Source organism: Pseudomonas sp. REB1044 (genome assembly GCF_038813925.1).
Lineage (GTDB): Bacteria > Pseudomonadota > Gammaproteobacteria > Pseudomonadales > Pseudomonadaceae > Aquipseudomonas > Aquipseudomonas boreofloridensis.
In genome coordinates, this window is sequence record NZ_CP046139.1 from 2,995,242 (window position 1) to 3,018,550 (window position 23,309).

The 23,309-nt window shown below is 64.0% G+C and carries 16 protein-coding genes and 3 pseudogenes; 10 read left to right on the forward strand and 9 right to left on the reverse strand.

Going from position 1 to position 23,309, the window contains the following annotated elements:
* Positions 1-100: 100 nt before the first annotated feature.
* Together GKC70_RS13520 and GKC70_RS13525 are read right to left on the reverse strand one after the other, a co-directional pair.
* A complete protein-coding gene (locus tag GKC70_RS13520) occupies positions 101-2,443 on the reverse strand; it encodes an NEL-type E3 ubiquitin ligase domain-containing protein (protein WP_342651520.1) in 2,343 nt (780 codons plus the stop codon).
* Positions 2,332-4,473 (reverse strand): DUF6543 domain-containing protein, encoded by a 2,142-nt coding sequence (locus tag GKC70_RS13525; protein WP_342648941.1) that lies wholly within the window; start codon positions 4,471-4,473, stop codon positions 2,332-2,334. Before GKC70_RS13525 ends, GKC70_RS13520 begins: the two co-directional genes overlap by 112 nt.
* Before the next feature lie 84 nt (positions 4,474-4,557).
* Between GKC70_RS13525 and GKC70_RS13530 the strand changes: the two are divergent.
* Positions 4,558-4,653, forward strand: a pseudogene (locus tag GKC70_RS13530) (glyoxalase superfamily protein); the annotation flags it as partial.
* A gap of 113 nt (positions 4,654-4,766) precedes the next feature.
* Positions 4,767-5,783, forward strand: coding sequence for a branched-chain amino acid aminotransferase (locus GKC70_RS13535; RefSeq protein WP_029614697.1), 1,017 nt, complete (start codon positions 4,767-4,769; stop codon positions 5,781-5,783).
* Between the two features lie 91 nt (positions 5,784-5,874).
* On the opposite strand, the gene cysS is transcribed toward GKC70_RS13535, so the two are convergent.
* Positions 5,875-7,257, reverse strand: coding sequence for a cysteine--tRNA ligase (cysS, locus tag GKC70_RS13540; protein ID WP_317871527.1), 1,383 nt, complete (start codon positions 7,255-7,257; stop codon positions 5,875-5,877).
* A 9-nt stretch (positions 7,258-7,266) separates the two neighbouring features.
* Complete coding sequence (locus GKC70_RS13545; protein ID WP_342648942.1) at positions 7,267-8,967, reverse strand: glutamine--tRNA ligase/YqeY domain fusion protein; 1,701 nt, start codon at positions 8,965-8,967, stop codon at positions 7,267-7,269.
* Between the two features lie 247 nt (positions 8,968-9,214).
* Here GKC70_RS13545 and GKC70_RS13550 point away from each other — a divergent pair, with 247 nt between their 5' ends.
* Together GKC70_RS13550 and GKC70_RS13555 are read left to right on the forward strand one after the other, a co-directional pair.
* Positions 9,215-9,715 carry a peptidylprolyl isomerase gene (locus tag GKC70_RS13550; RefSeq protein ID WP_342648943.1) on the forward strand — a complete coding sequence of 167 codons (501 nt, stop codon included), beginning with the start codon at positions 9,215-9,217 and terminating at the stop codon, positions 9,713-9,715.
* Positions 9,712-10,434, forward strand: coding sequence for a UDP-2,3-diacylglucosamine diphosphatase (locus GKC70_RS13555; RefSeq protein WP_342648944.1), 723 nt, complete (start codon positions 9,712-9,714; stop codon positions 10,432-10,434). Before GKC70_RS13550 ends, GKC70_RS13555 begins: the two co-directional genes overlap by 4 nt.
* A gap of 44 nt (positions 10,435-10,478) precedes the next feature.
* On the opposite strand, the gene GKC70_RS13560 is transcribed toward GKC70_RS13555, so the two are convergent.
* Complete coding sequence (locus tag GKC70_RS13560; RefSeq protein ID WP_342648945.1) at positions 10,479-12,794, reverse strand: acylase; 2,316 nt, start codon at positions 12,792-12,794, stop codon at positions 10,479-10,481.
* 264 nt (positions 12,795-13,058) lie between these two features.
* Between GKC70_RS13560 and GKC70_RS13565 the strand changes: the two genes are divergently transcribed.
* Positions 13,059-13,394: a fe2+ zn2+ uptake regulation protein gene (locus tag GKC70_RS13565; protein WP_342651521.1), complete on the forward strand. Its 336-nt coding sequence runs from the start codon at positions 13,059-13,061 to the stop codon at positions 13,392-13,394.
* A 19-nt stretch (positions 13,395-13,413) separates the two neighbouring features.
* Here GKC70_RS13565 and GKC70_RS13570 read toward each other — a convergent pair whose 3' ends face one another.
* A complete protein-coding gene (locus GKC70_RS13570) occupies positions 13,414-13,602 on the reverse strand; it encodes a hypothetical protein (protein ID WP_029614693.1) in 189 nt (62 codons plus the stop codon).
* Between the two features lie 153 nt (positions 13,603-13,755).
* On the opposite strand from GKC70_RS13570, the gene GKC70_RS13575 reads away from it, so the two are divergent.
* The 4 genes from GKC70_RS13575 to GKC70_RS13590 all read left to right on the forward strand — a co-directional run bounded on the left by GKC70_RS13575 (position 13,756) and on the right by GKC70_RS13590 (position 16,177).
* The gene (locus tag GKC70_RS13575) at positions 13,756-14,214 is read left to right on the forward strand and encodes a hypothetical protein (RefSeq protein ID WP_342648946.1); all 459 of its coding nucleotides are present in this window, start codon (positions 13,756-13,758) and stop codon (positions 14,212-14,214) included.
* A gap of 232 nt (positions 14,215-14,446) precedes the next feature.
* Entirely contained in the window at positions 14,447-14,827 is a 381-nt protein-coding gene (locus GKC70_RS13580) for a Mor transcription activator family protein (protein ID WP_039577197.1), read from the forward strand.
* Positions 14,828-14,863: 36 nt separating this feature from the next.
* Positions 14,864-15,532, forward strand: a complete 669-nt coding sequence (locus tag GKC70_RS13585) for a DUF2589 domain-containing protein (RefSeq protein ID WP_342648947.1) — start codon at positions 14,864-14,866, stop codon at positions 15,530-15,532.
* Positions 15,533-15,631: 99 nt separating this feature from the next.
* Complete coding sequence (locus tag GKC70_RS13590) at positions 15,632-16,177, forward strand: DUF2589 domain-containing protein (protein ID WP_342651522.1); 546 nt, start codon at positions 15,632-15,634, stop codon at positions 16,175-16,177.
* 39 nt (positions 16,178-16,216) lie between these two features.
* Here the strand turns inward: GKC70_RS13590 and GKC70_RS13595 are convergent.
* The 3 genes and pseudogenes from GKC70_RS13595 to GKC70_RS13605 all read right to left on the reverse strand — a co-directional run bounded on the left by GKC70_RS13595 (position 16,217) and on the right by GKC70_RS13605 (position 22,331).
* Positions 16,217-19,890 (reverse strand): annotated as a pseudogene (locus GKC70_RS13595) (translocation/assembly module TamB domain-containing protein).
* The gene (locus GKC70_RS13600) at positions 19,887-21,629 is read right to left on the reverse strand and encodes an autotransporter assembly complex family protein (RefSeq protein ID WP_342648948.1); all 1,743 of its coding nucleotides are present in this window, start codon (positions 21,627-21,629) and stop codon (positions 19,887-19,889) included. Before GKC70_RS13600 ends, GKC70_RS13595 begins: the two are co-directional and overlap by 4 nt.
* Before the next feature lie 51 nt (positions 21,630-21,680).
* Positions 21,681-22,331, reverse strand: a complete 651-nt coding sequence (locus GKC70_RS13605) for a GNAT family N-acetyltransferase (RefSeq protein WP_342651523.1) — start codon at positions 22,329-22,331, stop codon at positions 21,681-21,683.
* Positions 22,332-22,484: 153 nt separating this feature from the next.
* Here GKC70_RS13605 and xthA point away from each other — a divergent pair.
* Positions 22,485-23,296: pseudogene (gene xthA, locus GKC70_RS13610) on the forward strand (exodeoxyribonuclease III).
* The last annotated feature ends 13 nt before the right edge of the window (positions 23,297-23,309 follow it).

Genomic DNA, 23,309 nt, shown 5'->3' on the forward strand with positions numbered 1-23,309 from the left:
ATGATGGCAACGGGCCCTATTGGGTCAGATACAAATGGACACTAAATAATTCCACGCTTGATGAATTTTTGTCCCTGCCATGAGCATAAGCAGAATGGTTTCAGCCATCGGTGGGACGCGCCACCGTTCTCCAAGGATGCAACTGCAGCAAGCGCAGGGTTCGCGCCAGGATCATTGATCGCTCGCCCTGCGCCCGGGCTTCGGCCAGCGCATCGATGGCCGCGAGCGTGGCCTGCTCCGGTGACTCACCCGCCTGTTCCATCAGGATTTCGAGGCGCTCGTGATAAGGCGCATTCAGCGCTTCGAACAGTTGCGGTTCGCTGTCGTGCAAGAAGGCCTGCCAGAACGCTCTGTTCACCAGAGAGTCCGCGATCCGCGCGTCGCTTTCGGCCGCCAGAATCGTCTGCGCCGCCTGTCGCAGATGCGTTTCGCTCACGTCGGAGAACAGCCGGTGGTGCATGTAGCGCGACTGCGCTGGCAGGCCCAACGGGCCAACCAACCCGGCGCGGTAGGTCAGGTACGTCTCGACCTCGTCGTGAAAGCCGTAGGGATCGCGCGCGCGCGCAGAAACGATGTACTCGCTGGCCAGACGATCCACTTCATCCAGGCGATACAACTCACGGCCCAACTGCACCAGCGCGCCGGCCTGCCCGCCAGTGTCCAGGCCGGCCGTGCGCACCGTGACCAATACCCTCACTTCGAGCAGGCTGAGGATCAGCAGCATCTGGTCAGAGCACGTACGAGGCCCAGCGGCTTGCTGGAATACGGCCTCGCGCACCTCAGCGTCCTCTGCGCAAACTGCAATCATCTGCCACACCCGTCGACGCAGGTCCATGCCTTGAAAATCGTAGTCTTGCGAGCGGCCCAGGTCTTCTAGAAATCGCATCAGATCGCCACTGTCGGACGCCTGTGCCAGTGCCGACCAATGTTCCGTGCGCACCTCGCGCTCGGCGTCAGTGGAGCCGTCCAGCCAGCGCTCGAGCGATTCCTGCCCACCGGCGCCGTGACGACGTGCCGGTAACACCCCGTGCCCTTCAGGACTCAAGACAGCCCGCGCCGCCGTTTGCGTCGCTTCGGGCAGCGGATTGTCATGCAGGCTCAGATGCGCCAGGCGCCGCCGGGAATGCAGCAGCGTCGGGCTCAACTCGTCGAGGCGATTGTCACGCAGGTCGATGTCTTCCAACGACCAATGCATGTAGGCCTCGACGGGCAACTCAGTAAGGCCGGTGTCGCGCAGCGACAAGCGCCGCAGGTCGGGCATGCATGCGATCGGCGGCACCCGTGTCAGGGGATTGTGCGCCATCTCCAGTTCACGCAGTCGAGTCAAACGACTGAGTCGAGCCATACCAGGTTCGTCGAGCACGATGTGGTTGCCCACCAGGTTCAACCGGGTGAGCTGGGTCAGCGACTCTATCCCCTCAGGAATGCACTCCAGCAGGTTGTGGCCCAGGTCCAACCTGCGCAGATTGATGAATCGCGGGAGGAAATCGGCGGGCACGCTGCGCAGGTGCAGACGGCGCAAGGTCAATGCGCTGACATGCTCGAAGGTGATCCCTGCCGCAAGCATCGGCAAGCTGTCGAGCCGCTCGCTATCGATGACCAGACGATACTCGCCGTCAGCATCCGCACGCTTGCGTCGCCAGCAATGGCGAATGCGCCGCGCAGCCAGACGCCGGCGCTGGACCAGTGCTGGTTGAGCGGCCTCGCGGCGCCATGCGGCCAGGTGTTCGGTGAGCTGCTCGAGTTGCTCGCTCAACCCTCTCAGATGCTCCCAAGGCCGCTCTCCACGCCGACGTACGCTGTCCAGATAGGCCTCCACCTGAATGTCGCTCAGGGTCGGAAAGATCTGCTGGTAGCCTCGTATCAACGCGCCGCGCGAGCGGTGTGGCCGCCCGCTCAAGGGGTAGCCCAGGCGACCGTCGCCCAGCCGCCAAGGCGCACGCATACCAGGGCCCACAGGCTGCAAACCGATCAGGGCGGCCGCCTGATCGCGGTCGGCGCAGGCGCGATCGGCTAAGGCGTTGGCCAGTCCGGCGCCAGACTCACCCGCCAGCCCCAGGGAAGATCGCTGGTCCGCGTCCATCAACCATAACAGCGCCTGAAACAGATCGTCGCTGGCCTGGGCACCTGGCACTGGGGTCCCGCCCTGGCCTACCGCCAGATAGCCTTCTCGCCCTCGCCATAACTGTCGCGTCTCGACAACTGGACCCTGGCTTGTCTGCGCACGCAGTAGGCCTGCGGCGTGAGTATCGCGCACCTCCACCCGCACCCCACTCGGCCAGTTGGACCACTGGCCGATCAAGCCCAACGCCAGTCGTTCGGTGTCCGCATTCACCGCAGCCACCTGCTCGAAACCCGCGCACGCCCTGTCCAGCCGACTGTCGCGCAGGTTCCGGCGAGCCCTCTCGGCCAACGCCAGCGGAACCCGTCCCTGTTCGAGCAGAACCGCCACCTGCTCACCCGTCGCCTCGGCCAGGATCGCGCTCGCCGCTCGACTGGACAGCGTCGGAAAGTCCCGCTGCAATGGCTGCGCAGCACGGGGGCGGTGGCCTGGGTCTGCCGGACATGGGCCTCGAAACCCTCGTCGCGCAGTTTCGGATACCACTGATGCAGGCGGTAGCGTTGGGCCGCATCGTAGAGCCGCGCCGGGGCCGGTGCGTTTTCCAGGTGCAAGCGCCGCACCTGCGCTGCGTTCATCCCAAGGCTGCGCAACAGCGCGTCGGCCGTTTCGTCGCTGACCTGGCTGAAGCCGGCGCCCAGACGACGCAGCAGTCGACCGGATCCCGACCACTGCGCCACCGGCTCCAGCGCATGGCGCAATCCGCCGTCTGCGTTGTCCTCCAGCCTGATCAGCGCAGCATCAGGTCGTTGAGGGTGGACCAGCACACGCGCTTCGACGCCCCCTTGCAGCCTGAAGGTCTGGCCTTCGATGCCCACATGGCCGACACCCTCGACCAGGCTGCGCTGACCGTGCGCGAGGGGGTGTTCGGACACGGCATAGCCCGGCAGACGCGGATCGATCAATCGCCACTGGCCGTCGGACGCCCGGGTCGGTGCCAGATCATCGACCAGGCGGCTGCGGGCGAATCCGCCCACGGCGGCCTCGACACCCGCGCCGAGCGCCAGCCCGGTGACGTTCAGCGCCACACCCAGCACATGCCCCAAGGCGGCCTCACGATCACCCAATTCCCAGTCGCGATAGCCCTCGAAGACCTCGTCGACCAGTTGCGCGGCAGCGATGGCCAGCAGCGGCAAGCCCAACTGGGGCACATAGAAGCTGGCCAATCCCAGCAGGTCCAGGCCCAGCCCCTTGAGCCAGCGCAGACGCCGGTCGCGCTCGGCGCAATCGACCACACTGGTGGGCACGGCCAGCACCTGTGCGTCAGCCAACAGCGTGTCGAGCTGTACCCGGCGCAGGTGTGCGCACAGCGCACCGGTCACCGGTTCGCTTCGCCCGTCGAGCGGCAACGCATCCTGTGTCGCAGCACCTCCGATGAGTCGGGCCAAGGTCCGGGCGAAGGGCACGCGGTCCTGTTCGCTGACGAAGCGCTGGAAGAAGCGCTGATAACTGACTTCGCGCAAGCGCTGGCCCAAGGTCATGAACAGTGCATCCCAAGAGGCATGTGTGCTCAGTGGCGCCAGCGGATCGTCGGGGATCCAGGCGATCAGTTCAGGATCCGTCGTGTCCGAAGCACGGCGCCTCTGGAACACCACGACGCCCTGCAACCGATGGCCCAGCACACGGATATCCATGGCCGTGATCGGGCTCGGCGTTGAGTCGGCGAGCGCCTGCTGCACCTCCGTGTGGACCGATTCATCGATGTCGCCCTTGAGTCGGGCGACCCACAAGGCCGCCTCCAGGCCAGTACGCCATCCGGTTTCCAGAACGGCCTCGCTGGCTCGCCGCCGAGCGTCGTCTGCCATGAGCACCGTTTTCAGGTGCTGTTGGTAGCGCCCGCCCAGATCCAGCGTTCGACAGACGCCGGCGAACGCGCGAGGCTGCAAGGCGATGGCGTTGCCTTGGGCGTCGAGCAGCACCGAGCTGTCCCGCCACGCCGCCTTGGCGGTTTCTTCACGCTCGAAATTGTGCAACGCACAGGCCAACAGGCTTTGGGTGAAAATGCGCGGCACGATGCCGTCTGGCACCCAGCCGACCCCGGAAGGACTGCGGATCAACACCTGCCGACGAAGTACGCTGCCTCGTACGTCGAGCGGCTGTTGCAGCAGTGTTTCCAGGGCTTCGCTGAGCAGAGGCGCGGCGAACTGATCCAGCGGTTGGATCTGCGCGAGTAACGTCTGTACCGCGTGCTGGGCACGTTGCTGGGCAACCAACGCCTGATGCACGGCCGTCAATTGCTCGGGGGTCGCGCCCTTGAGCCAGGTGGGTAGACGCTCGGCGATGAGCGTGTCGACCGAGTCGTCGGAAAGGGTATCGAAAGCCATGGGCAGCTCCAGTGCGGGATGAACGTGCATGGAGCCAGCTCCGTTGAGCAGCCGGTGGTACTTATGTCGAGTTCGCGGCCTGGCTGCATGGGTGGTCGCTCGCCAATCTAACGTGAAGCCGAACGTGGGGACTGGGGCCTGCAGATGCAGATCCATGACCCGTTCGGCAACCGCCTGCGGTTCTGCGAGCAGATCGACGAACAGCCGTAAAGCGCAATTGGTGACTGAACGTTTCCCATCCCACGCGGATGTATTATCGTGGCGAGGTGCGCATTCAGAAGCAGCCCGACCGATCGGGCCATTGCAAGACGATAGAGGGTGTCATGAGCAACGAGATCAACTGGGACAAGCTGGGCTTCGACTACATCAAGACCGACAAGCGCTTCCTGTCCGTGTGGCGCGACGGCAAGTGGGACAACGGCACCCTGACCGAAGACAACGTGCTGCACATCAGCGAAGGCTCGACGGCCCTGCACTACGGCCAGCAGTGCTTCGAGGGGTTGAAGGCCTACCGCTGCAAGGACGGCTCGATCAACCTGTTCCGACCCGACCAGAACGCCGCACGCATGCAGCGCAGTTGCGCCCGTCTGCTGATGCCGCACGTGCCCACCGACATGTTCATCGAAGCCTGCAAGCAGGTGGTCAAGGCCAACGAGAAATTCATCCCGCCGCACGGCAAAGGTGCGCTGTACCTGCGCCCGTTCGTGATCGGCACCGGTGACAACATTGGCGTGCGCACCGCGCCGGAGTTCATCTTCTCGGTGTTCGCCATCCCGGTTGGCTCCTACTTCAAAGGTGGCATGAAGCCGCACAACTTCCAGATCTCCAGCTTCGACCGCGCGGCCCCGCAAGGCACCGGTGCGGCTAAGGTCGGCGGCAACTACGCAGCCAGCCTGCAGCCAGGTGCCGAGGCCAAGAAGGCCAATTTCGCCGACGCCATCTACCTGGACCCGTTGACCCACAGCAAGATCGAAGAGGTCGGCTCGGCGAACTTCTTCGGCATCACCGCCAACAACGAATTCGTCACGCCCAAATCCGCCTCGGTGCTGCCGGGCATCACCCGTCTGTCCTTGATGGAGTTGGCGCAATCGCGCCTGGGCCTGACTGTCGTCGAAGGCGACGTGGAAATCGCCAAGCTCGATCGCTTCATCGAAGCCGGTGCCTGCGGCACGGCGGCGGTCATCACGCCGATCGGCGGTATCGAGTACAACGGCAAGCTGCACGTCTTCCACGACCTGGAGAAGGTCGGCCCGGTCACCCAGAAGCTGTACCACGAGCTGACCGGCATCCAGAGCGGTGACGTGGAAGCGCCGGCAGGCTGGATCGTCAAGGTCGCCTAACGCTCAGCGGTGCAATGAAAACGGGGCGTCCCATTGGCTGGGACGCCCCGTTTTTTTTCATCGGTCGCAGGCTAAACGTCCGCAGCGCGACTCAGTCGGCCAGGCGCCAGGTGGTGGTGCCCTTGCTGTCTTCCAGGACCACGCCCATGGCGGTGAGCTGGTCGCGAATGCGGTCCGACTCGCCCCAGTTCTTGTCCGTGCGCGCCTGCAGGCGCGCCTGGATCAACGCTTCGACCTCGGCAGCATCGACCTTGCCTTCGGCACCGGCGCGCAGGAAGTCGTCGGCCTCCAGTTGCAACACGCCCAGCACGTCGCCCAGCTCACGCAGACGACCGGCCAGCCCAGCGGCGGCCGCAGGGTCGGCTTCGCGCAGACGGTTGATTTCACGCACCAGGTCGAACAGCACGGCGCAGGCTTCGGGGGTACCGAAGTCGTCGTTCATCGCCACGGCGAAACGCTCGACGAAGGCTTCGCCCCCCTTGGCCTCGACCCGTGGTAGGCCGCGCAAGGCGTGGTAGAAGCGCTCCAATGCACCCTTGGCATCGCGCAGGCTGTCTTCGGAGTAGTTGATGGCACTGCGGTAATGGCTGGCTACCAGCAGGTAGCGCACCACTTCCGGGTGATACTTGTGCAAGACGTCGCGAATGGTGAAGAAGTTGTTCAACGACTTGGACATTTTCTCGCCATTGATGCGAATCATGCCGCAGTGCATCCACGCCGCCGCATAAGGCTTGCCGGTCGCGGCCTCGCTCTGGGCGATCTCGTTCTCATGGTGCGGGAACTCCAGGTCGCTGCCGCCACCGTGGATGTCGAAGCTTTCGCCCAGGCAGCAGGTGGACATTACCGAGCACTCGATGTGCCAGCCCGGACGACCTGCCCCCCACGGCGACTCCCAACTCGGCTCGCCGGGCTTGGCGCCCTTCCACAGCACGAAGTCCAGCGGGTCTTGCTTGGCCTCGTCGACTTCGATGCGGGCGCCGATACGCAGGTCTTCGATCTTGCGCCGCGACAGCTTGCCGTAGCCGACGAACTTGCCGACCCGGTAGTACACGTCGCCATTGCCCGGTGCGTAGGCATAGCCCTTGTCGATCAGGGTCTGGATCATCGCGTGCATGCCGGCGATGTGATCGGTGGCGCGCGGTTCCTGATCCGGCGGCAGGATGTTCAGACGACGCTCGTCCTCGTGCATGGCATCGATCATGCGCGCGGTCAGCGCCTCGAACGCCTCGCCGTTTTCATTGGCGCGGTTGATGATCTTGTCGTCGATGTCGGTGATGTTGCGCACGTACGTGAGCGCGTACCCGCTCTTGCGCAGCCAGCGGGTGATCAGGTCGAAGGCCACCATGCTGCGACCGTGACCCAGGTGGCAGTAGTCGTACACGGTCATGCCGCAGACGTACATGCGCACGTTGTTGCCGTCCAGGGGTTTGAACGCTTCCTTGGTCTTGCTCAGGGTGTTGTAGATGGTAAGCACGAAGGTTCCTCAGCTGCCCCACGAATCGCGCAGGGTCACGGTGCGGTTGAACACCGGACGTCCTGGCTGGCTGTCTTTCAGGTCGGCGCAGAAGTAGCCTTCGCGCTCGAACTGGAAGCGATCTTCAGGCTGGGCGTGGCCCAGCGAAGGCTCGGCACGACAACCGGTCAGCACCTGCAGCGATTGCGGATTGATGTTGTCCAGGAAGCTGCCGCCCTCCTCGGTCTTCTCCGGGTTGGGCGAGCGGAACAGGCGGTCGTACAGGCGCACGTCGCATTCCACGCTGCCTTCGACCGGCACCCAGTGGATCACGCCCTTGACCTTGCGACCTTCGGGGTTCTTGCCCAGGGTGTCCGGATCGTACGAGCAGCGCAGCTCGACGACGTTGCCGTCGGCATCCTTGATCGCTTCGTCGGCGCGGATCACGTAGCTGCCGCGCAGACGCACCTCACCGGCCGGTTCCAGGCGCTTGTAGCCTTTGGGCGGCGCTTCCATGAAATCGTCGCGGTCGATGTACAGCTCGCGGGCGAACGGCAGCACGCGTACGCCCATGTCTTCCTTGGGATGGCGCGGCAGTTCGAGTTGCTCGACCTGGCCCTCGGGGTAGTTGGTGATGACCACCTTGAGCGGACGCAGCACGCACATGGCACGCGGCGCGGCGCGGTCAAGGTCGTCACGGATGCTGAATTCGAGCATCGACATGTCGACCACGCCGTCGGAGCGGTTGGTACCGACCATCTCGCAGAAGTTGCGAATGGATGCGGGGGTGTAGCCACGACGGCGGTAGCCGGACAGCGTGGACATGCGCGGGTCGTCCCAGCCGTCGACGTGCTGCTCGTCCACCAGTTGCTTGAGCTTGCGCTTGGACGTGATGGTGTAGTTCAGGTTCAGGCGGCTGAACTCGTACTGGCGCGGGTGCGCCGGCACCGGCAGGTTGTCCAGGAACCAGTCGTACAGCGGGCGGTGGCCTTCGAATTCGAGGGTGCAGATCGAGTGGGTGATGCCTTCGATGGCATCCGACTGACCGTGGGTGAAGTCGTAGTTGGGGTAGATGCACCAGGTGTCGCCGGTCTGGTGGTGGTGGGCATGACGGATGCGGTACAGGATCGGGTCGCGCAGGTTCATGTTCGGCGACGCCATGTCGATCTTGGCGCGCAGCACACGCTCGCCATCCTTGAACTCGCCCGCCTTCATGCGTGCGAACAGGTCCAGGTTCTCTTCCACGCTGCGCTCGCGGAACGGGCTGTTCTTGCCCGGTTCAGTGAGGTTGCCGCGATACTCTTTGGCCTGCTCGGGCGTGAGGTCGCAGACATACGCCTTGCCGTGCTTGATCAGCTCGACCGCCCAGTCGTGCAACTGCTCGAAATAGTCGGAGGCAAAGCGCACCGGGCCGGTCCACTCGAAGCCCAGCCACTTGACGTCCCGCTGAATCGCGTCGATGTACTCCTGGTCTTCCTTGGCCGGGTTGGTGTCGTCGAAACGCAAGTGGCAGGCGCCACCGAACTCCTGGGCCAGGCCAAAGTTGACGCAGATCGACTTGGCGTGGCCGATGTGCAGGTAACCGTTGGGCTCCGGCGGGAAGCGGGTGACGATGCTGCTGTGCTTGCCCGAATCCAGATCGGCCTGGACGATCGGTCGCAGGAAGTTCGCAGGGACGGCGGGGGCGCCTTTGGCAGCGGCGTTGGTCGCGTTGTCGGTGGGCTTGCTCATAGGATCCTTGAATGCAGATGTCCGGTCCGGGTAGGCCGATTGAATCAAAACGCCTATCATAGCCGAAGCAGTCAAGCCGCTGACAGCCGGGCACGGACAAACTGGCGCGATTTATCGTGATGCCCGCGCAGCGCCGGCCAGATCGAACCCTGCACACCGTGTGCCGTCACAGCTTCGTGCCGCGTCAGTTCGTGCAAGCACGCTGCATACCCCTATTCCCCAATGCCTTGAAAGAGCGAGTTTCAGCATGACCCAAGTCAAACTGACCACCAACCACGGCGACATCGTCCTGCAACTGAACGCGGAAAAAGCACCGAAGACCACGGAAAACTTCGTTCAGTACGTCAAGGACGGTCACTACGACGGCACCGTCTTCCACCGCGTGATCAACAACTTCATGATCCAGGGCGGCGGTTTCGACACGACCATGAAGCAGAAATCGACCCGTGCTTCGATCCAGAACGAAGCCGACAACGGCCTGAAGAACACCAAGTACAGCATCGCCATGGCACGCACCATGGAGCCGCATTCGGCTTCCGCGCAGTTCTTCATCAACGTGTCCGACAACGACTTCCTCAACCACAGCGGCAAGAACGTGCAAGGGTGGGGTTACGCCGTGTTCGGCGAAGTGATCGAGGGCCGCGAAGTGGTCGACGAGATCCAAGGCGTGAAAACCGGTTCCAAGGCTGGCCACCAGGACGTCCCGAGCGAGGACGTGATCATCAAGAAAGCCGAGATCGTTGAGTGATCCTGCTGATCTCCGATCTGCACCTGCAAGAAGAACGCCCGGACATTACCCGGGCGTTTCTCGATCTGCTCGGCGGTCGCGCACGGCAGGCCCAGTCGCTGTACATCCTGGGCGACTTCTTCGAGGCCTGGATCGGCGACGACGCCATGACGCCCTTCCAGCTTTCGATCTGTCAGGCCCTGCGCACGCTGGCCAACAGCGGCACGGCGATCTACCTCATGCACGGCAACCGCGACTTTCTCATCGGCCAAGCCTTCTGCCGCGCGGCCGGCTGCACATTGCTGGCCGACCCGAGCGTGGTCGAGCTTGACGGCGAACCGGTGCTGCTGATGCATGGCGATACGCTGTGCACGCGGGACGTGGGCTATATGAAGTTGCGCCGCTACCTGCGCAATCCACTGAGCCTCTGGCTGCTGCGACACCTGCCGCTGACCCTGCGGCAGAAGCTGGCACGCAAGCTTCGCAGCGAGAGCCAGACGCAGACGCGCATGAAGAACACCGAGATCGTCGACGTCACGCCGGAGGAGGTCCCTCGCGTGATGGCCGAGCATGGCGTGCGCACCCTGGTTCACGGCCACACCCACCGCCCTGCCCTGCACAAGTTGCTGGTCGACGGGCAGCCTGCCCGGCGCATCGTGCTCGGCGACTGGGATCGCCGCGGCTGGGCGCTGCAGGTCGATGACCAGGGCATGCAACTGGCGCCGTTCGAGTTCACCTGAGTCGTGAAGACCCTGACGTGCTTGCTCAGGGTCATCGGCGGGGTCTAACGGGTTGTCGCCTCCGACACAGGCTCATCACGCTCACCGACTCGATATTCCCGGTAGTGCGGATCCGCCTTTATCTGCGCGTCGGTGAACGGTATCGGTGCCAGTTGCCCGGCAGCGAAGGCGTGGGTCTGATCGAATGCGTGCGCTGACGCCGACTCGCTCGATTGCGAAAACACCAGCAAGCCCTCGGCCTGCGGCCCCTGATCGGTGAAGCTGACGACCTGCAGGTAACTGGTGCCGCTGACCACCAGACGCTTGCCCGGGCCCATCGGCACACTGACCATGGCGTTGTACACCCCCAGTGCCTGTGGCCCGCCCGGCACCGGTGTACCGTTCGCCGCCTGCTGCACCTGCCCCCAACGCAGCGTATTGTCCAGCCCTAGTTCGTGCACTTGCGTCATCGATGCCAGGGCCGCGTCATGCAGCAATCTGCGTACCGCCAGTTGCTCGACCGCCAGGCCACGCGGCGTGTGCTGAGGATCGGCAGGATCGAACGCCACGCGCCAGACCTGCGGCTGGTCGGCCAGCGCTTGCAGGATATTAGCGAAATGCACCAGCCCCAAGCCGCTGTCGACCCTCGCCTTGCCATCCCACGCCCGAAGACTCGTGCACACGGCCTGCACATCGGCTTGCGCGTCTTCGCACCAGCGCAGTAACGCAGGCAGCTCCTGAGTGGCCAGGTACACCTCATCGTCGAGAACCAGGCCACGCAACGCCTGCGCATCGAGCTTGCCACGCCCCTGCAGGCGTTCCAGGGCAAATCGGCTGCGCTGACCCAGCGGCTGGTCCTGGCGACTGATCAGCGGCGAGAACCCGGTCAATGGCTGGGCCGGGTTCACCTGCCAGGCGGAGTCGTTGGAGTTCTGCACGAAATCAGCGCGCTCCAGACTCGGTTGCAAGTGCGCGGGGAAAATGCCCGGCTGGGCAGCGGCCGGGTCGATCTTCCAATTGCACGCGCTACGCGAACCGTCCAGTACGACCAGCGGGCCGGCTTGCGCCGCATCGCTGCACTGGGCCAGCAGCGCCTGATCGACATAGGGCACCACCGACTGATTCAAGTACAACGCTCGGCCACTGCCGTCGACCGCCAGCGTATTGACCCAGGGAATGCCCTGAACAGACGCCACGGAGGTCTTCAGGGCATCGATGCCACTGGCCTTGTTGATGCCGTACCACTGTTCCAGCACGCGTGTGTTGTCGAGGTTGGCATCGCGCAGGGCATAGGCGTGGCGCCCATCCCAGTCCAGGCGCCCAGGCCACTGCACCACCGGACCGAAGCGCGACACATGGATCTGCCGCTGCACCGGTTCGAGCGTGCCATCCGCACGCTTGACCAGGACCTTGAGCGTGCGCTGCTCCAAAGGCAGCGACTGGCCGTCGACCTGATAACGGGTGGCATCCTTGGGGTCGAGTTGCAGCCGGTAGAGGGTGAAATGCTTCGAGGTGTCCACCGTGTGGGTCCACGCCACGTCCCGGTTGAAGCCAATGTTGATCACCGGCAAGCCTGGCAGCGCGGCGCCCATGACGTCCAGTTGGCCGGGAATGGTCAGGTGCATCTGGTAGAAGCGCAGCCCGCCGACCCAAGGAAAATGCGGGTTGGCCAGCAACAAGCCATGACCGTTGGCCGAGCGCTGGGCACCGATGGCAATGGCATTGCTGCCCCGCTCGCTGGCGAAGGCCTGCTGGCGCGCCAATGCCCAGCCGAAGTCGCGCGTGCTCGAAACGTGCGACACAGAAGGCGGGGTCGCTGCCACCAGGGCTTCGGCGAACTGACCGATGCCCCCTTCGGCCAACAGGCGGCGGGTCAACTTGACCAAGTCCAGCTCGGTGATCGGCCTGAGCCACTCGCCCGTCCCGCATTCCACTGGCAAGCCCTGTTGGCGGCGCTCGGCCAGCGCTCGGTTGTAACCCGCCGCGTAACCTTGCAGACGATCGCGGATGGCGCCGGACTGCGCCTGAAGGAAAGCCTTCACCGTATCGCCGTCATTGAGCCAGGTGAAGAACAGGTCGCTGTCGAGATTGTCGCGCTGCTCGACGGTCTTGCCTTCGGCACCGAAGAACTTCGAGCGCTCACCATTGACGGTGAGCACTTCATTGGCCAGCAGGCACAGGTTGTCCTGGGCGTAGGCATAGCCGATACCGTAGCCCAGGCCGCGTTCGTCATTGGCCAGAATGTGCGGCACGCCGAAGTTGGTACGGCGAATCTGCGCCGAGGCCTCGCCTGCGCCTTCGCGCGCCAGGGCCACGACTGCCGTACTGCTCAGGGCCAAGACCACAGCCAGGCACGACAAGGGACGCGATAGTGTGATCACGGAGACTCCTGGGAAAATTGGGATCATCCCGATCAGACGAGTCGCTGGATGAAAATTTTACGCAGTACAGGTGTTCGAAGCGTCTTGTAAGACAGGCAAGGTGGCGGAAAGCCATGAGGTCTGCGGCATCTTTTTTAATCTGGATCGTTGCAGATCTGCTTTGCTGGTTCGTCTTAGTAGTCAGGCATTCAAGATTTCAGGACCATCAGGAAAAGGAGCATCCGCATGTACAACCCGCCACTACAGCCGCAGCGACATCGCCCGATGGAACGCGCGACACCTGAGGCGAGCGCCGATACGCCGGAGCGCGTGAGCAACGAGCAGATTCGCGAGCTGTTGCGCACCTACGGCCTGCGCACCAGCCTGATCCGCCTCAAGGTCATCGACGCCCTGCATGCGGCCGATCGTCATGGGCGCAGCATCGGCGTGCGTGGCGTGCACGCGCAACTTGAGCAGTTGGATATTCCGCTGTCGTTTCTCAGCGTGCGCGAAGTGCTCAAGCGGCTGTGCAGCGAGGGCGTGATCACCCTCGGCGCGGATAAGTGCTACAGCCTGCAGCCCGAGGCACGTGCGGTGCTCGAACAAGGCGCCGGACGCTGAAGGCGACCGGCTAGCGGGCTCAGGTCTTGACCTTGCGCCGCATGATGCCGTTGATCACCACCACCACCACGGCGATGCCGATGGCCAGGTACTGGAACGTCTGCTCGCTGATCGTACCCTGCTTCTGCAAGTGGCTCAGGCCGAACAACGTCGCCATCATCACCGCAATGGTGAGAATCGAATACTTGAAGCGCTGCATGTGTGTCATCGGCAATTCCTTGGGACATCTGGGACAAGAGGCTCCTGGGGAGCCGCGCCTATGATACATCTGCCCCCCTTCAGACGAGACATTTCCTGCTGACCTGCCCGCAGCGTGCCTGAAACCATGGACTCCCGGCTACTTTCACGCCTTGGAGCCCCCATGACGCGCATCCTGCTCCTCAGCACCCTGCTGATCGTTCACCCTCCCGCCCATGCCATCGATACTGCCCTGGTTTCTCGCGAACGCTTGCTCGAACTGGGCGCGCTCCTGGAGGCCGACAGCGGTTCAAGCCAATGGCAAATGCTCTGGCAACGGGTACGCAGCAGCGGTTTTTTCCTCAACCAGCCCGGGCAACTGCACTTCACCATCAGTCCTTCGCAGTTGCCGGCCATGGCACGCCTGACGCTGGCGCGCGCAGACCAGGTTGAACCGTTCGCCGACACTCACGTGCGCTACCGCCGCGGATTCGCACCGCAAGTGGTCGGCCAGCGGGGCGACCAGGCGCTGGAGGCCTTGTGCGTGGACGTCGACTGGCGAGCCCTACCGGCGAGCAGTGCCAGCCTGCCGCATGCCTATCTCAAGCTGATCACGCTTCGCAGGGCCTATCCCTGCGACTAACAGGGTGCACTGCCCCATCTACCCTTTTGCCGAGCCCCCATTCCAGCAAAACCGGGCCCTGTAGTCCTCAGGGCACGCAACGTCCTACACATGGGGACCTGGATGCCTGCAAGTACCGATCAATTGAAACTACAACCTGCCGGCCGCTTGGCGCCTAGGAATGGTTGACGAGGGTGACTGAAAATCCTCACGACACCACTGCTCGGGCCCAATGGACCCAAGGAAAATGCACATGGAAATGCCAGACCTGACCGCCGTCGACGTCGCCCAACTGCCCCACTCGCTGCAATCACTGATCGAGTGCATCGGTCTTGAGAACGCCTATCGGTTGACCTGTGCCTACGGCGGACGCCCCAAGTACATTCCCAAACATCGGGATCGCACACGACTGGCCGACGTGCTGCCGGCCGATGCGCTCGACGCGCTGATCAAGCGTTATGCCGGTATCGCGCTGGAGATCCCCAAAGCCGACCACTTCCAGCGTCAGCTGCGTAATCTGCAGATCCAGAAAGAAAGCGCCAACGGCCTGTCGCGCAGCCTGCTCGCGGATAAGTACGGGCTGAGCCTGCGTCAGATCGGCAACATTCGGCGCCAGGACAACCATGCCCATTGAGCCCTGTTTTACCTGAACCCATGAGGTCGCCCACCCATGTCAATCGATAGCAATCTGATAGGCTCGGTCATCAACGCCTTGCCGATGGACCGTATGATCGCCGGCCCGTTGCAGGCGATGATTCAAGCCCAGGTCACAGCAAGCAAGTCATACGCCGACTTCCTGCTGAATGTGTGCATCAAGGACGGCAAGGCCGTGGCCATCCAGTTCGACTACGACGAAACCTTGGTCGGCCCGGATGGCGGCTACCAAGGCACCGTCAAGAAGAGCTTGAGCGTGCCGTTGCTTGCGGCCATCACCCATCCGAACATTGCAATCGAAGAAGGTCGCATCGAATTCGAGATGACCGTGAACCAGATGGCCGAAGACCGCTCCAGCAAGGATATTCAAGGCAGCCTGGAGGCGTCGCTGGGCTGGGGGCCGTTCAAGCTCGATGTCAAAGGCAGCGTGACCCACAAGTCGGAGCAGACTCGCAAGACCGACACGCGCGCCCGCTACGCGTTCAGCACCAGTGTCCGCCGCCAGGCGCCACCCGAGGCGATGATGCGCGTAATCGACTACCTGACCGATGCGGCGACCAAGCCGTCACTGCTGCCCGGCGCAAAACTGGATAACCCGGACCAACTGCCCAATACCCCTGTCACTCCAGCGCCGGGGCAAAAGCCGCAGTCGGACCAAGGCACGCCGCAAACCAAGGCCCCTTGAACGCTGGGTGTAATCACGACCGCCGCAGGTACTCATACCTGCGGTGCTTTGACAGGAGTCCAATAAGTGGACAGTCCAGACGGTCACCAGCCATCACCCATGACCTCGAGCGATCTGCGCGACGTCACTCGCGGCCTTCAAGAAGCGGCCGCCGCAACCAACACCCTGATCGCTCAGCAGTACCTGAGGCTGTTCGATCAGTTCTTCGATTTCGATCCGGAACAACCCGGCCTGCCGATGCGCGCCAAGATGGTCGAAGTGGCCATGGACGACGCCCACCTGCTGCGCATTCCGCTGATCGCGCTGGTGTCACCCAAAGGCCTGGCATTGGAGCGCATGCAGGTTGATCTCTCGGTGCACGTCAAGGACGCCCAGGCCCGTCAGGAGGCACTGCGTCAGGCCAACGACCCCACCTCCTGCTCGCACTTCAAGGTCACTGTCGGCGCCCAGGCGCGCCGCGGCGAAGGGCGCGACCCCGACGAAGTGCAGATTCGCATGCAATTTCACGCCTGTGAGCCGCCCGAGGCGATCAACCGACTGATCGAGGAATACACCAATCTCATTCAGCCGGTGCGTAAACCGCGTCCACCGACCAGCCCTGAGGCGGACAGCAACGAATTCATCGAGGCGGCCACCGTACGTTGAAGGCTGACGTCGCGGCGCCCCGGCCTGGGGCGCACGATCTTAGAAATCTCGCTTGTAGAAGATGTCCAGCGAGCTTGCCAGTCCACTGGCGGCTTCCACGTACACTTTCTTGCTGAGCTTGTAGCGCAGGGCGATGGTGCTGGCCGGCTCGAACACGCCGACCCCATAGCGCAGGCTCAGGCGCTCGGTCAGGTTGCCGCTGGCGACCACGCTGGTGCTGTTGCCCGAGCCTTGGGTATCAAGCTGGAAGTCATCGATGCCCAGCCGCGAGGCCAGGCCACCGGTGAGGCCGGCACTGCCGGCAAGCCCCAGGCCCAACGCCGCCTCCGCGAGCATGTTGTTGTCTTCCCCGGAATTGCCCAACGGACGCCCGAGTACCAGGTAGGACAACGCCTGCTCCTGGCTCATGGCCGGTTCCGAGAACACCGTGGTGGTCGGTTGCTCGGCGCTGCCGCTGAGGCGGATACCGGCAGTGACCTCGTTCACTTGACGAATCGCTTCGATGTCCAGGTAGGGCTGGTCGATGGGCCCGGCGAATAGCAGCCGGGCGCGGCGGATGGTCAGGCGCTGACCATAGGCACGGTAGCGACCGTCGGCCAGGCTCAGCTCGCCGCGGGTGTCGAGGTTGTCGCCGATGTGTACATGGCCCAGCAGATTGGCGGTCAGGCCGAAACCACTGAACGACAGCTTGTCGCGACCCACCTCGACGTCGATATCCATGGCCACCGCCATGGGTGCCTCGCCCTGCTCGGTCTGCTGACCGACGATCACCGTATCATCCGACACCTTGACCGTAGAAGGCGGCAGCTCGCGCACGGTAATCTTGCCTTTGGGCACCTGCACCTTGCCGGTCACCGCCAACTTCTCGCCAGCCAGGCGAATCCGCAGGTCGGGCGCGACTTCGAGCGCCGCGTACGGCTCGACGGTGACAGGCAACTGCTGGCCCTGAAGCCGCAGATCGACGGCCAAAGCCTGACCCCAGGTCATGTCGCCGGTCAATTGCCCGCGACCGGCCTCACCGCTGCGCCAGTCGCCGTTGATCTGCACCTGCTCACCGGCGATCAGCGCCCGCAGCGACAAGGCTTCCAAGCTGACCGGCAATTCGGCGCCACTGACGTGTCCGCCGCTGAGCTGGATAGTGCCGTTGACCTGCGGCGCCAGCAATGTGCCGGACAGCCGACCCTCGCCATTGAGCTGGCCAGCCAGGCGCTCGACCATCGGTAGGAACGGACGGGCGATCGACAGATCGACGCCGGAGAGGCGGAAATCGCCAGACAACGGTTTGTCGCGCCCCAGTGGATCGATGCGCGTGGACAGGTTCAACTGACCCAGCCGCTCGCCGCGGAAAACCAAAGAGGTGTCCACCTGACGCGGCGCCAGGGTGCTGTCCAAGCGCAGCGTCTGATAAGGGAAATCGACCCAGCGACCACTGTCGCGCACGCGCAGCGTGCCGCCACTGGCATCCACGCGCACCGTACCCTTCGGCCCGCTGGCCGGGATATCCAGGTTGATGTCGGCGTTGAGCATGCCTTGCCAGGCGAAGTCCTTGGGTAACCACTGGGCCAGGCTGTCGATGGGGAACTGTTTGAGGTGATAACGCAGTCGCGGCTCCGGCGCCAGGCGCTGGTCGTCGCCGCACAGGCTGGCCTGGCCGGAGCGCCAGCAATGGCTGGCGAAGTCGATCTGACCATTGGCCAGGCGCTGCAAGCGCGCCGGGGCCTGTAGTTGCCAGTCCTGGCCACCGGCCTGGACCCGGCCGCTGGCCAGCCGACCGCGCCAGTCGCCCTTGGTCAGCGTGCCGTCGAGTGCAAGGTTCAGCTTGAGTTGCGGGCCGTCGAGCGCAAGGCTCAGCGCCTGCTGACGAATGTCGCCCTTGCCGCTGAGGTCCAGATTACCCAAGGCGGTCTCGCCCAGGCGGATAGCGCCGACCTTGAGCGTGACCACGCCTCGCTGGGCATTGTCCAGACGCGCGTCCAGGTCCAGCCGTTGAATGCGATTGTCGGCCTGGGCCAATTGCTGACCCAGCAGCGTCAAACTGCCCTGCGGCGCAGCCAGGGTTCCGGCCAGATCGAGGCGGCCTTTGGCCTGGCCTTGCAGGCGCGGCCAGAGCTGCCCCAGACGTGGCAGGTCGAGGTCGATGCGTCCTGCCAGGCGCTGCTGCAGGCTGCCGCTGCCGGTGATACGGTTGTCGCCCAACTGGATCGCCAGCGTGCCCAGAGTCCAGGCATCCCCTGCCCCCTTGGCGTCTGCCTTGAGCTGCGCAGGTTGACCACGCAGGCGCCCCTTCAGATCGAGCTCGGCATCGAGCTGCAACCGCTCGTTCTTCAACTCACCCTTGCTGCGCAGCGGCCCTGCCAACGTACCTGGCAGTTCAGCGACCCAATAGGCCGGGTCGAGTGCCGATACGTTCAGATCGACATCCCACGCCAGGGTGTCGGCGAACTGGATGCCGACGCTGCCCGCCGCCCGCCCTTGACCAGCCACCAATTCGAGCTTGGGCAAACGCACCTGGCCCAGATCTCCCGCGAACGGGCTGGCCACACTGAACGCCCCCGCCGGGCCTTCCAGATTGCCGGTGAACTCGCCCTCGTAGCGGCCGTCGCGATACGCCACCTGCGCCTTGAAGCGCTTGAGCGTCACTTCAGGCGCCTCTGGCAGCGGGTACAGGCGCAACCAGGGGAAATCGAGCCAGTCGACAGTGGCATCGGCCTGCACGCCCTGCTCCCAGTCAGCCGTGGCCTGAAGCCGGAGGCGCTGCGTGTCACTGGCGGTCAGGTCCAGGGCATCGAGGCGGGCCCCTTGGCATCGACCTTGCCGTTCAACGCCAGGGCGATCGGCCCTTGCTCGGCCGGCAGGCTCGCCGTGCCTTCGAGCTGATAACCCTCGAGCAGGTCCCCGGTTGCCAACAGTTGAAGTTGGTTCAGTTGCAGCGGTGCGGGCAACGCGGCAGAGGGCCGGAACCCGTCGGCACGAATACGCAGCCTTGCGGGCACATGCTCGGCCAGCGCTTGCAGCTCACCGTCGATTTTGGCTTGCAGGTAACCGCTGCTGGTGCCGTCGAGCGCCAGCGTCTTGAGCAGATCGCCTTTGGCGTTGAGCACCAACTGCCACGCCTGACCGTCAACCGCGGGCAGTTGCAGCGTGGCATCGGCATCAAGCGGCCAATCGCCCTCGGGCAACACGGTACCTTGCAGGCTCAGGTGCAGATCGTCGCGCTGCAACTGTAAGTGATCGATGCGCATGCCCTGTCCGGTCCAGTGCGCCGCCAGTTGCAGATCGCCGAGCAGGTCACCGCCATCGAGGCGCAGTTGGCCCACCTTTACCTCTCCCAACTCGATGGCGATCGGCAAGCGCAAATCAGGCAGTTTCAGAGGGCCACTGTCGGTCTGCTCGGCGCTGGGGGCAAAGGCCATGTCGATACGCTCGGCCTGCAGGCGCTGGACACACAAGGTGGCGCGCAACAAACAGGCAGGCGACCAGTGCAGTTGCGGCGCCTGCAGCTCGACGCGGCTACCGTCCTGCGTCCAGACCAGGCGACTGGCCTGCCATTGCCCGCCCAGCGTGCCTTGGAAGTCGTCGACCTGCAGGCCTGGCACCCAACCTAGCACCCAGCGACTGCCCGCCTGGGTGCCGAGTACCAGGGTCAGCGCGAGCACCATCAACAACAGCAGGCCGAGCAGTCCCAACAGCAGCGGCTTGATCACCCGCTTCACAGTTCAGGCCCCATGGAAAAGTGCACACGGAAACCGCCGTCATCATCGAGCGCACGCGCCAGGTCCAGGCGCAGCGGACCGACTGGCGACACCCAGCGCACGCCGATGCCGACCCCTGTCTTGAGGCTGGGCAGCTCCAGCGAATTGAAGGCGTTGCCTTGGTCGACGAAGGTTGCCACGCGCCATTTCTCCGTGATCGAGTACTGGTATTCGACACTGCCGGCAACCAGGTAACGGCCACCGATGCGGTCGCCCTGGCTGTTCTTCGGCGACAGTGTCTGGTAGTCATAGCCGCGCACGCTCTGGTCACCACCGGCAAAGAAACGCAGCGACGGCGGCATTTTCTTCTCATAGCCGTTGGTGGCGCTGCCGCCGAACTGCACACGCCCGAGCACGCGATGGTTTTGCCCCAGGGTGGTCAGGCCCTTGAGCAGGACGTTGCCATGCACCAGGTTGGTGTCGGACACCAGCCCTTCCTTGGCCACTTGGACGTCGAACTGCAGGCGGTAACCATTGTGCGGGTCGATGCGGTTGTCGCTGCGCAGGTACGAGTAGCTGATGCCAGGCATCAGCAGGTTGCTCAGGCCAGAGTCGTCACCCAGTCGGTATTCCTCGCGCTGGTACTTGAGTGAAATCACCCGCTGCCAGCCGCTGGGCAGCTTGCTATGCCACTCCGGGCCGACCGTCAACAGCTTGCTTAACGTGTCGGTGCCAGAAAGTTCTTCGTTCTGGTAGCCACCGGCAAAGCGCAGTTTGTCGGTCAACGGTGGGTCCAGGGGTACGTCATACCAGAGGCCGACGTTCTGTCGGGGGCCGGAAATCTCGGTTTCCCAGCCATAGCTGTGGCCCTGAGGGTTGACCCAGTGCCGCGTCCAGTTGGCTTTGCCGCGCGGCCCGACATCGGTGGAAAAACCCAGGCCCAAACCCAAAGTACGCGGTTTGCGGGTATCGAGTTGCACCGCCACTGGCACCACGTCGTCAACGGCTGCCGTGGGCGCAGCATCCACCCGCACGCCCTCGAAGTAGCCACTGGACTGCAGGTCGTTGTTCAGCTCGGCGACCAGCTCCGAGTCATAGGGCGTGCCGGGCTTGAAGCCCACCATGCGCTGTAGCAGATCGTCGTCCAGTGGCGCGTCGCCGCCGAATGTGACCTTGCCCAGGCGATAGCGCGGACCGCTCTGATACACCAGTTCAATATCGGCGACGCCGGCGCGGGGATCCACGGCCAGGCGTTGGCGGGCAAACCGACCGTCGAAGAAGCCATAGCGCGAGGCCTGGTTCTGGATCAGGCGCTTGGCGTCCTCGTAGGCACCGTGATTCAGTTGCTCGCCTTGACGCAAGGCCCGGCTGTCCGGGACTCGGAACGCCTTCAGCTCGCTGGCCGGACCTTCGACACGCACTTGCACATTGCGCAGGCGCACCGGCTCGCCGGGCTCGACCCGGATGATCAATTGCAAAGGCTGATCAGGCTTGCTCGGGGGCTGGACCTGGGCGTCGATCTGCGCCTGGTAATAGCCCAGCGCCTGGGCCGCCTTGCGCGCCTGTTCCTCGGCCCCGCGACTGAAGCGCAGCAAGGCATCCTCGTCACGATCGCCGAGGCTGCCGATATAGCCTTCAATGTTCGCCTGCAGCGCCTTGTTGGCCGGTTTGACCCGCACCACCAATTCACTCTGGCCCCATGCTGTACAGCTGGCGGCGAGCAACAGCACGCCCCAGCCAAATCGTCCTGAATACGTCATGGCGGGCATGCTACCAGAGCGAAGCGGCAGCGTAAGCCGCGCCTGTCGCGATCAAGACGCTATCGTTTTGACTGACGACGGATTCGGATTGAAGAACACCCGTTCGTTGACACTGCCGAGTGCAAGCTCTCCAACCTCCTGATACCCCATGCGCTCGCAGAACCCGTAGTAATGCGGGTTGCCGGTGCTGAGCACGACGCCTTGCGTCTCCAGGTCCTTCGCGCACCAGTCATGCACCGCCTGCAAGAGTTGTTCGGCGTAGTGCTGGCCCTGTACCTGTGGATGCACGCCCAGCAACGACAGCACATGCACTTGCTGGGTTGGCAGGCAGGCGGCCAGCGCTGCCTGATACGCCAGGTAGCGACGGGTGCTGCGCCGACCTGCGCCGATCAGCATACGCAGGCGCCACATCCAACTGTCGGCCACCCCCAGACGGCGCTGGGGCGGCGCGATCAATGCCACGGCGATCAAGCGGTCGTCGACCAGCAAGCCCAGCGCCGGCAGTTGCATATAGAAGTGCTGGCGCACCCAGGCGCGTAGCATTGCGCGCAATCGCCGCTGGTAACCGCCGCGTTGGGCGTCGAACAGCCAGGCGAAGGTCGGTTCCGAGGGATAAGCGTCATAGAGCAGCCTGCGCACTTCGCGGCGATAACCATCGTCGAGCAGGCAGAGGCGGGCTGGGGCGGCGGACATTGCTAAGATCCTTCTGGAAGGTGCGGGTCAGAGCTTTTGAGGCACGCCGTGGCGCATCGTTCCACCGTCGTTGCGGGACTGGAGAGCCGCCCAGAAGCTCAGGCTGGTGATGACTGCGGATGTCAGCTAGCATCCCTGGCTTTTACCAGGACCGCCTTAGCCATGAAGATCGTCTCGTTCAACATCAACGGCCTGCGCGCCCGCCCGCACCAGTTGGCCGCGCTGATCGAGAAGCATCAGCCGGATGTCATCGGCCTGCAGGAAACCAAGGTCAGCGACGAGCAGTTCCCGCTGGCCGAGGTCCAGGCCCTGGGCTATCACGTGCACTTTCATGGGCAGAAAGGCCACTATGGCGTCGCCCTGCTCTCGCGGCGCGAACCGCTGTCGCTGGTCAAGGGTTTCAGCACCGATGAAGACGATGCCCAGCGCCGTTTCATCTGGGGCACCTTCGCCGATGACAATGGCGCCCCCATCACCATCATGAACGGCTACTTTCCCCAGGGGGAAAGCCGCGACCACCCCACCAAGTTCCCCGCCAAGCAACGCTTCTACAGCGATCTGCAAGCCTTGCTGGAGGGCCAGTTCCACAACGACCAGCCCTTGGTGGTGATGGGTGACGTGAACATCTCCCCCAGGACTGCGACATCGGCATCGGCGCGGACAACGCCAAGCGTTGGCTCAAGACCGGCAAGTGCAGCTTCCTGCCGGAAGAGCGCGAATGGATGGAACGCCTCAAGGGCTGGGGTCTGGTCGACAGCTTCCGCCACCTGCACCCAGAGGTGGCGGACCGCTTCAGTTGGTTCGATTACCGCAGCCGCGGCTTCGAGGACGAGCCCAAGCGTGGCCTGCGCATCGACCTGATCATGACCTCGCAGGCGTTGCTACCGCGACTCAAGGACGCCGGCGTGGACTACGAACTGCGGGCCATGGAAAAACCGTCCGACCATGCACCGATTTGGCTGGAGCTGGCTTGACCGCCGTGCATCG

Bases quoted from the DNA above. Each gene is read 5' to 3' on its own strand.
- GKC70_RS13525 (WP_342648941.1), bottom strand. From the start codon at position 4,473: ATGCACGTTCATCCCGCACTGGAGCTGCCCATGGCTTTCGATACCCTT.
- GKC70_RS13535 (WP_029614697.1), top strand. From the start codon at position 4,767: ATGAGCAACGAGATCAACTGGGACAAGCTGGGCTTCGACTACATCAAG.
- GKC70_RS13545 (WP_342648942.1), bottom strand. From the start codon at position 8,967: ATGAGCAAGCCCACCGACAACGCGACCAACGCCGCTGCCAAAGGCGCC.
- GKC70_RS13550 (WP_342648943.1), top strand. From the start codon at position 9,215: ATGACCCAAGTCAAACTGACCACCAACCACGGCGACATCGTCCTGCAA.
- GKC70_RS13565 (WP_342651521.1), top strand. From the start codon at position 13,059: ATGGAACGCGCGACACCTGAGGCGAGCGCCGATACGCCGGAGCGCGTG.
- GKC70_RS13570 (WP_029614693.1), bottom strand. From the start codon at position 13,602: ATGACACACATGCAGCGCTTCAAGTATTCGATTCTCACCATTGCGGTG.
- GKC70_RS13575 (WP_342648946.1), top strand. From the start codon at position 13,756: ATGACGCGCATCCTGCTCCTCAGCACCCTGCTGATCGTTCACCCTCCC.
- GKC70_RS13580 (WP_039577197.1), top strand. From the start codon at position 14,447: ATGGAAATGCCAGACCTGACCGCCGTCGACGTCGCCCAACTGCCCCAC.
- GKC70_RS13585 (WP_342648947.1), top strand. From the start codon at position 14,864: ATGTCAATCGATAGCAATCTGATAGGCTCGGTCATCAACGCCTTGCCG.
- GKC70_RS13590 (WP_342651522.1), top strand. From the start codon at position 15,632: ATGACCTCGAGCGATCTGCGCGACGTCACTCGCGGCCTTCAAGAAGCG.
- GKC70_RS13600 (WP_342648948.1), bottom strand. From the start codon at position 21,629: ATGACGTATTCAGGACGATTTGGCTGGGGCGTGCTGTTGCTCGCCGCC.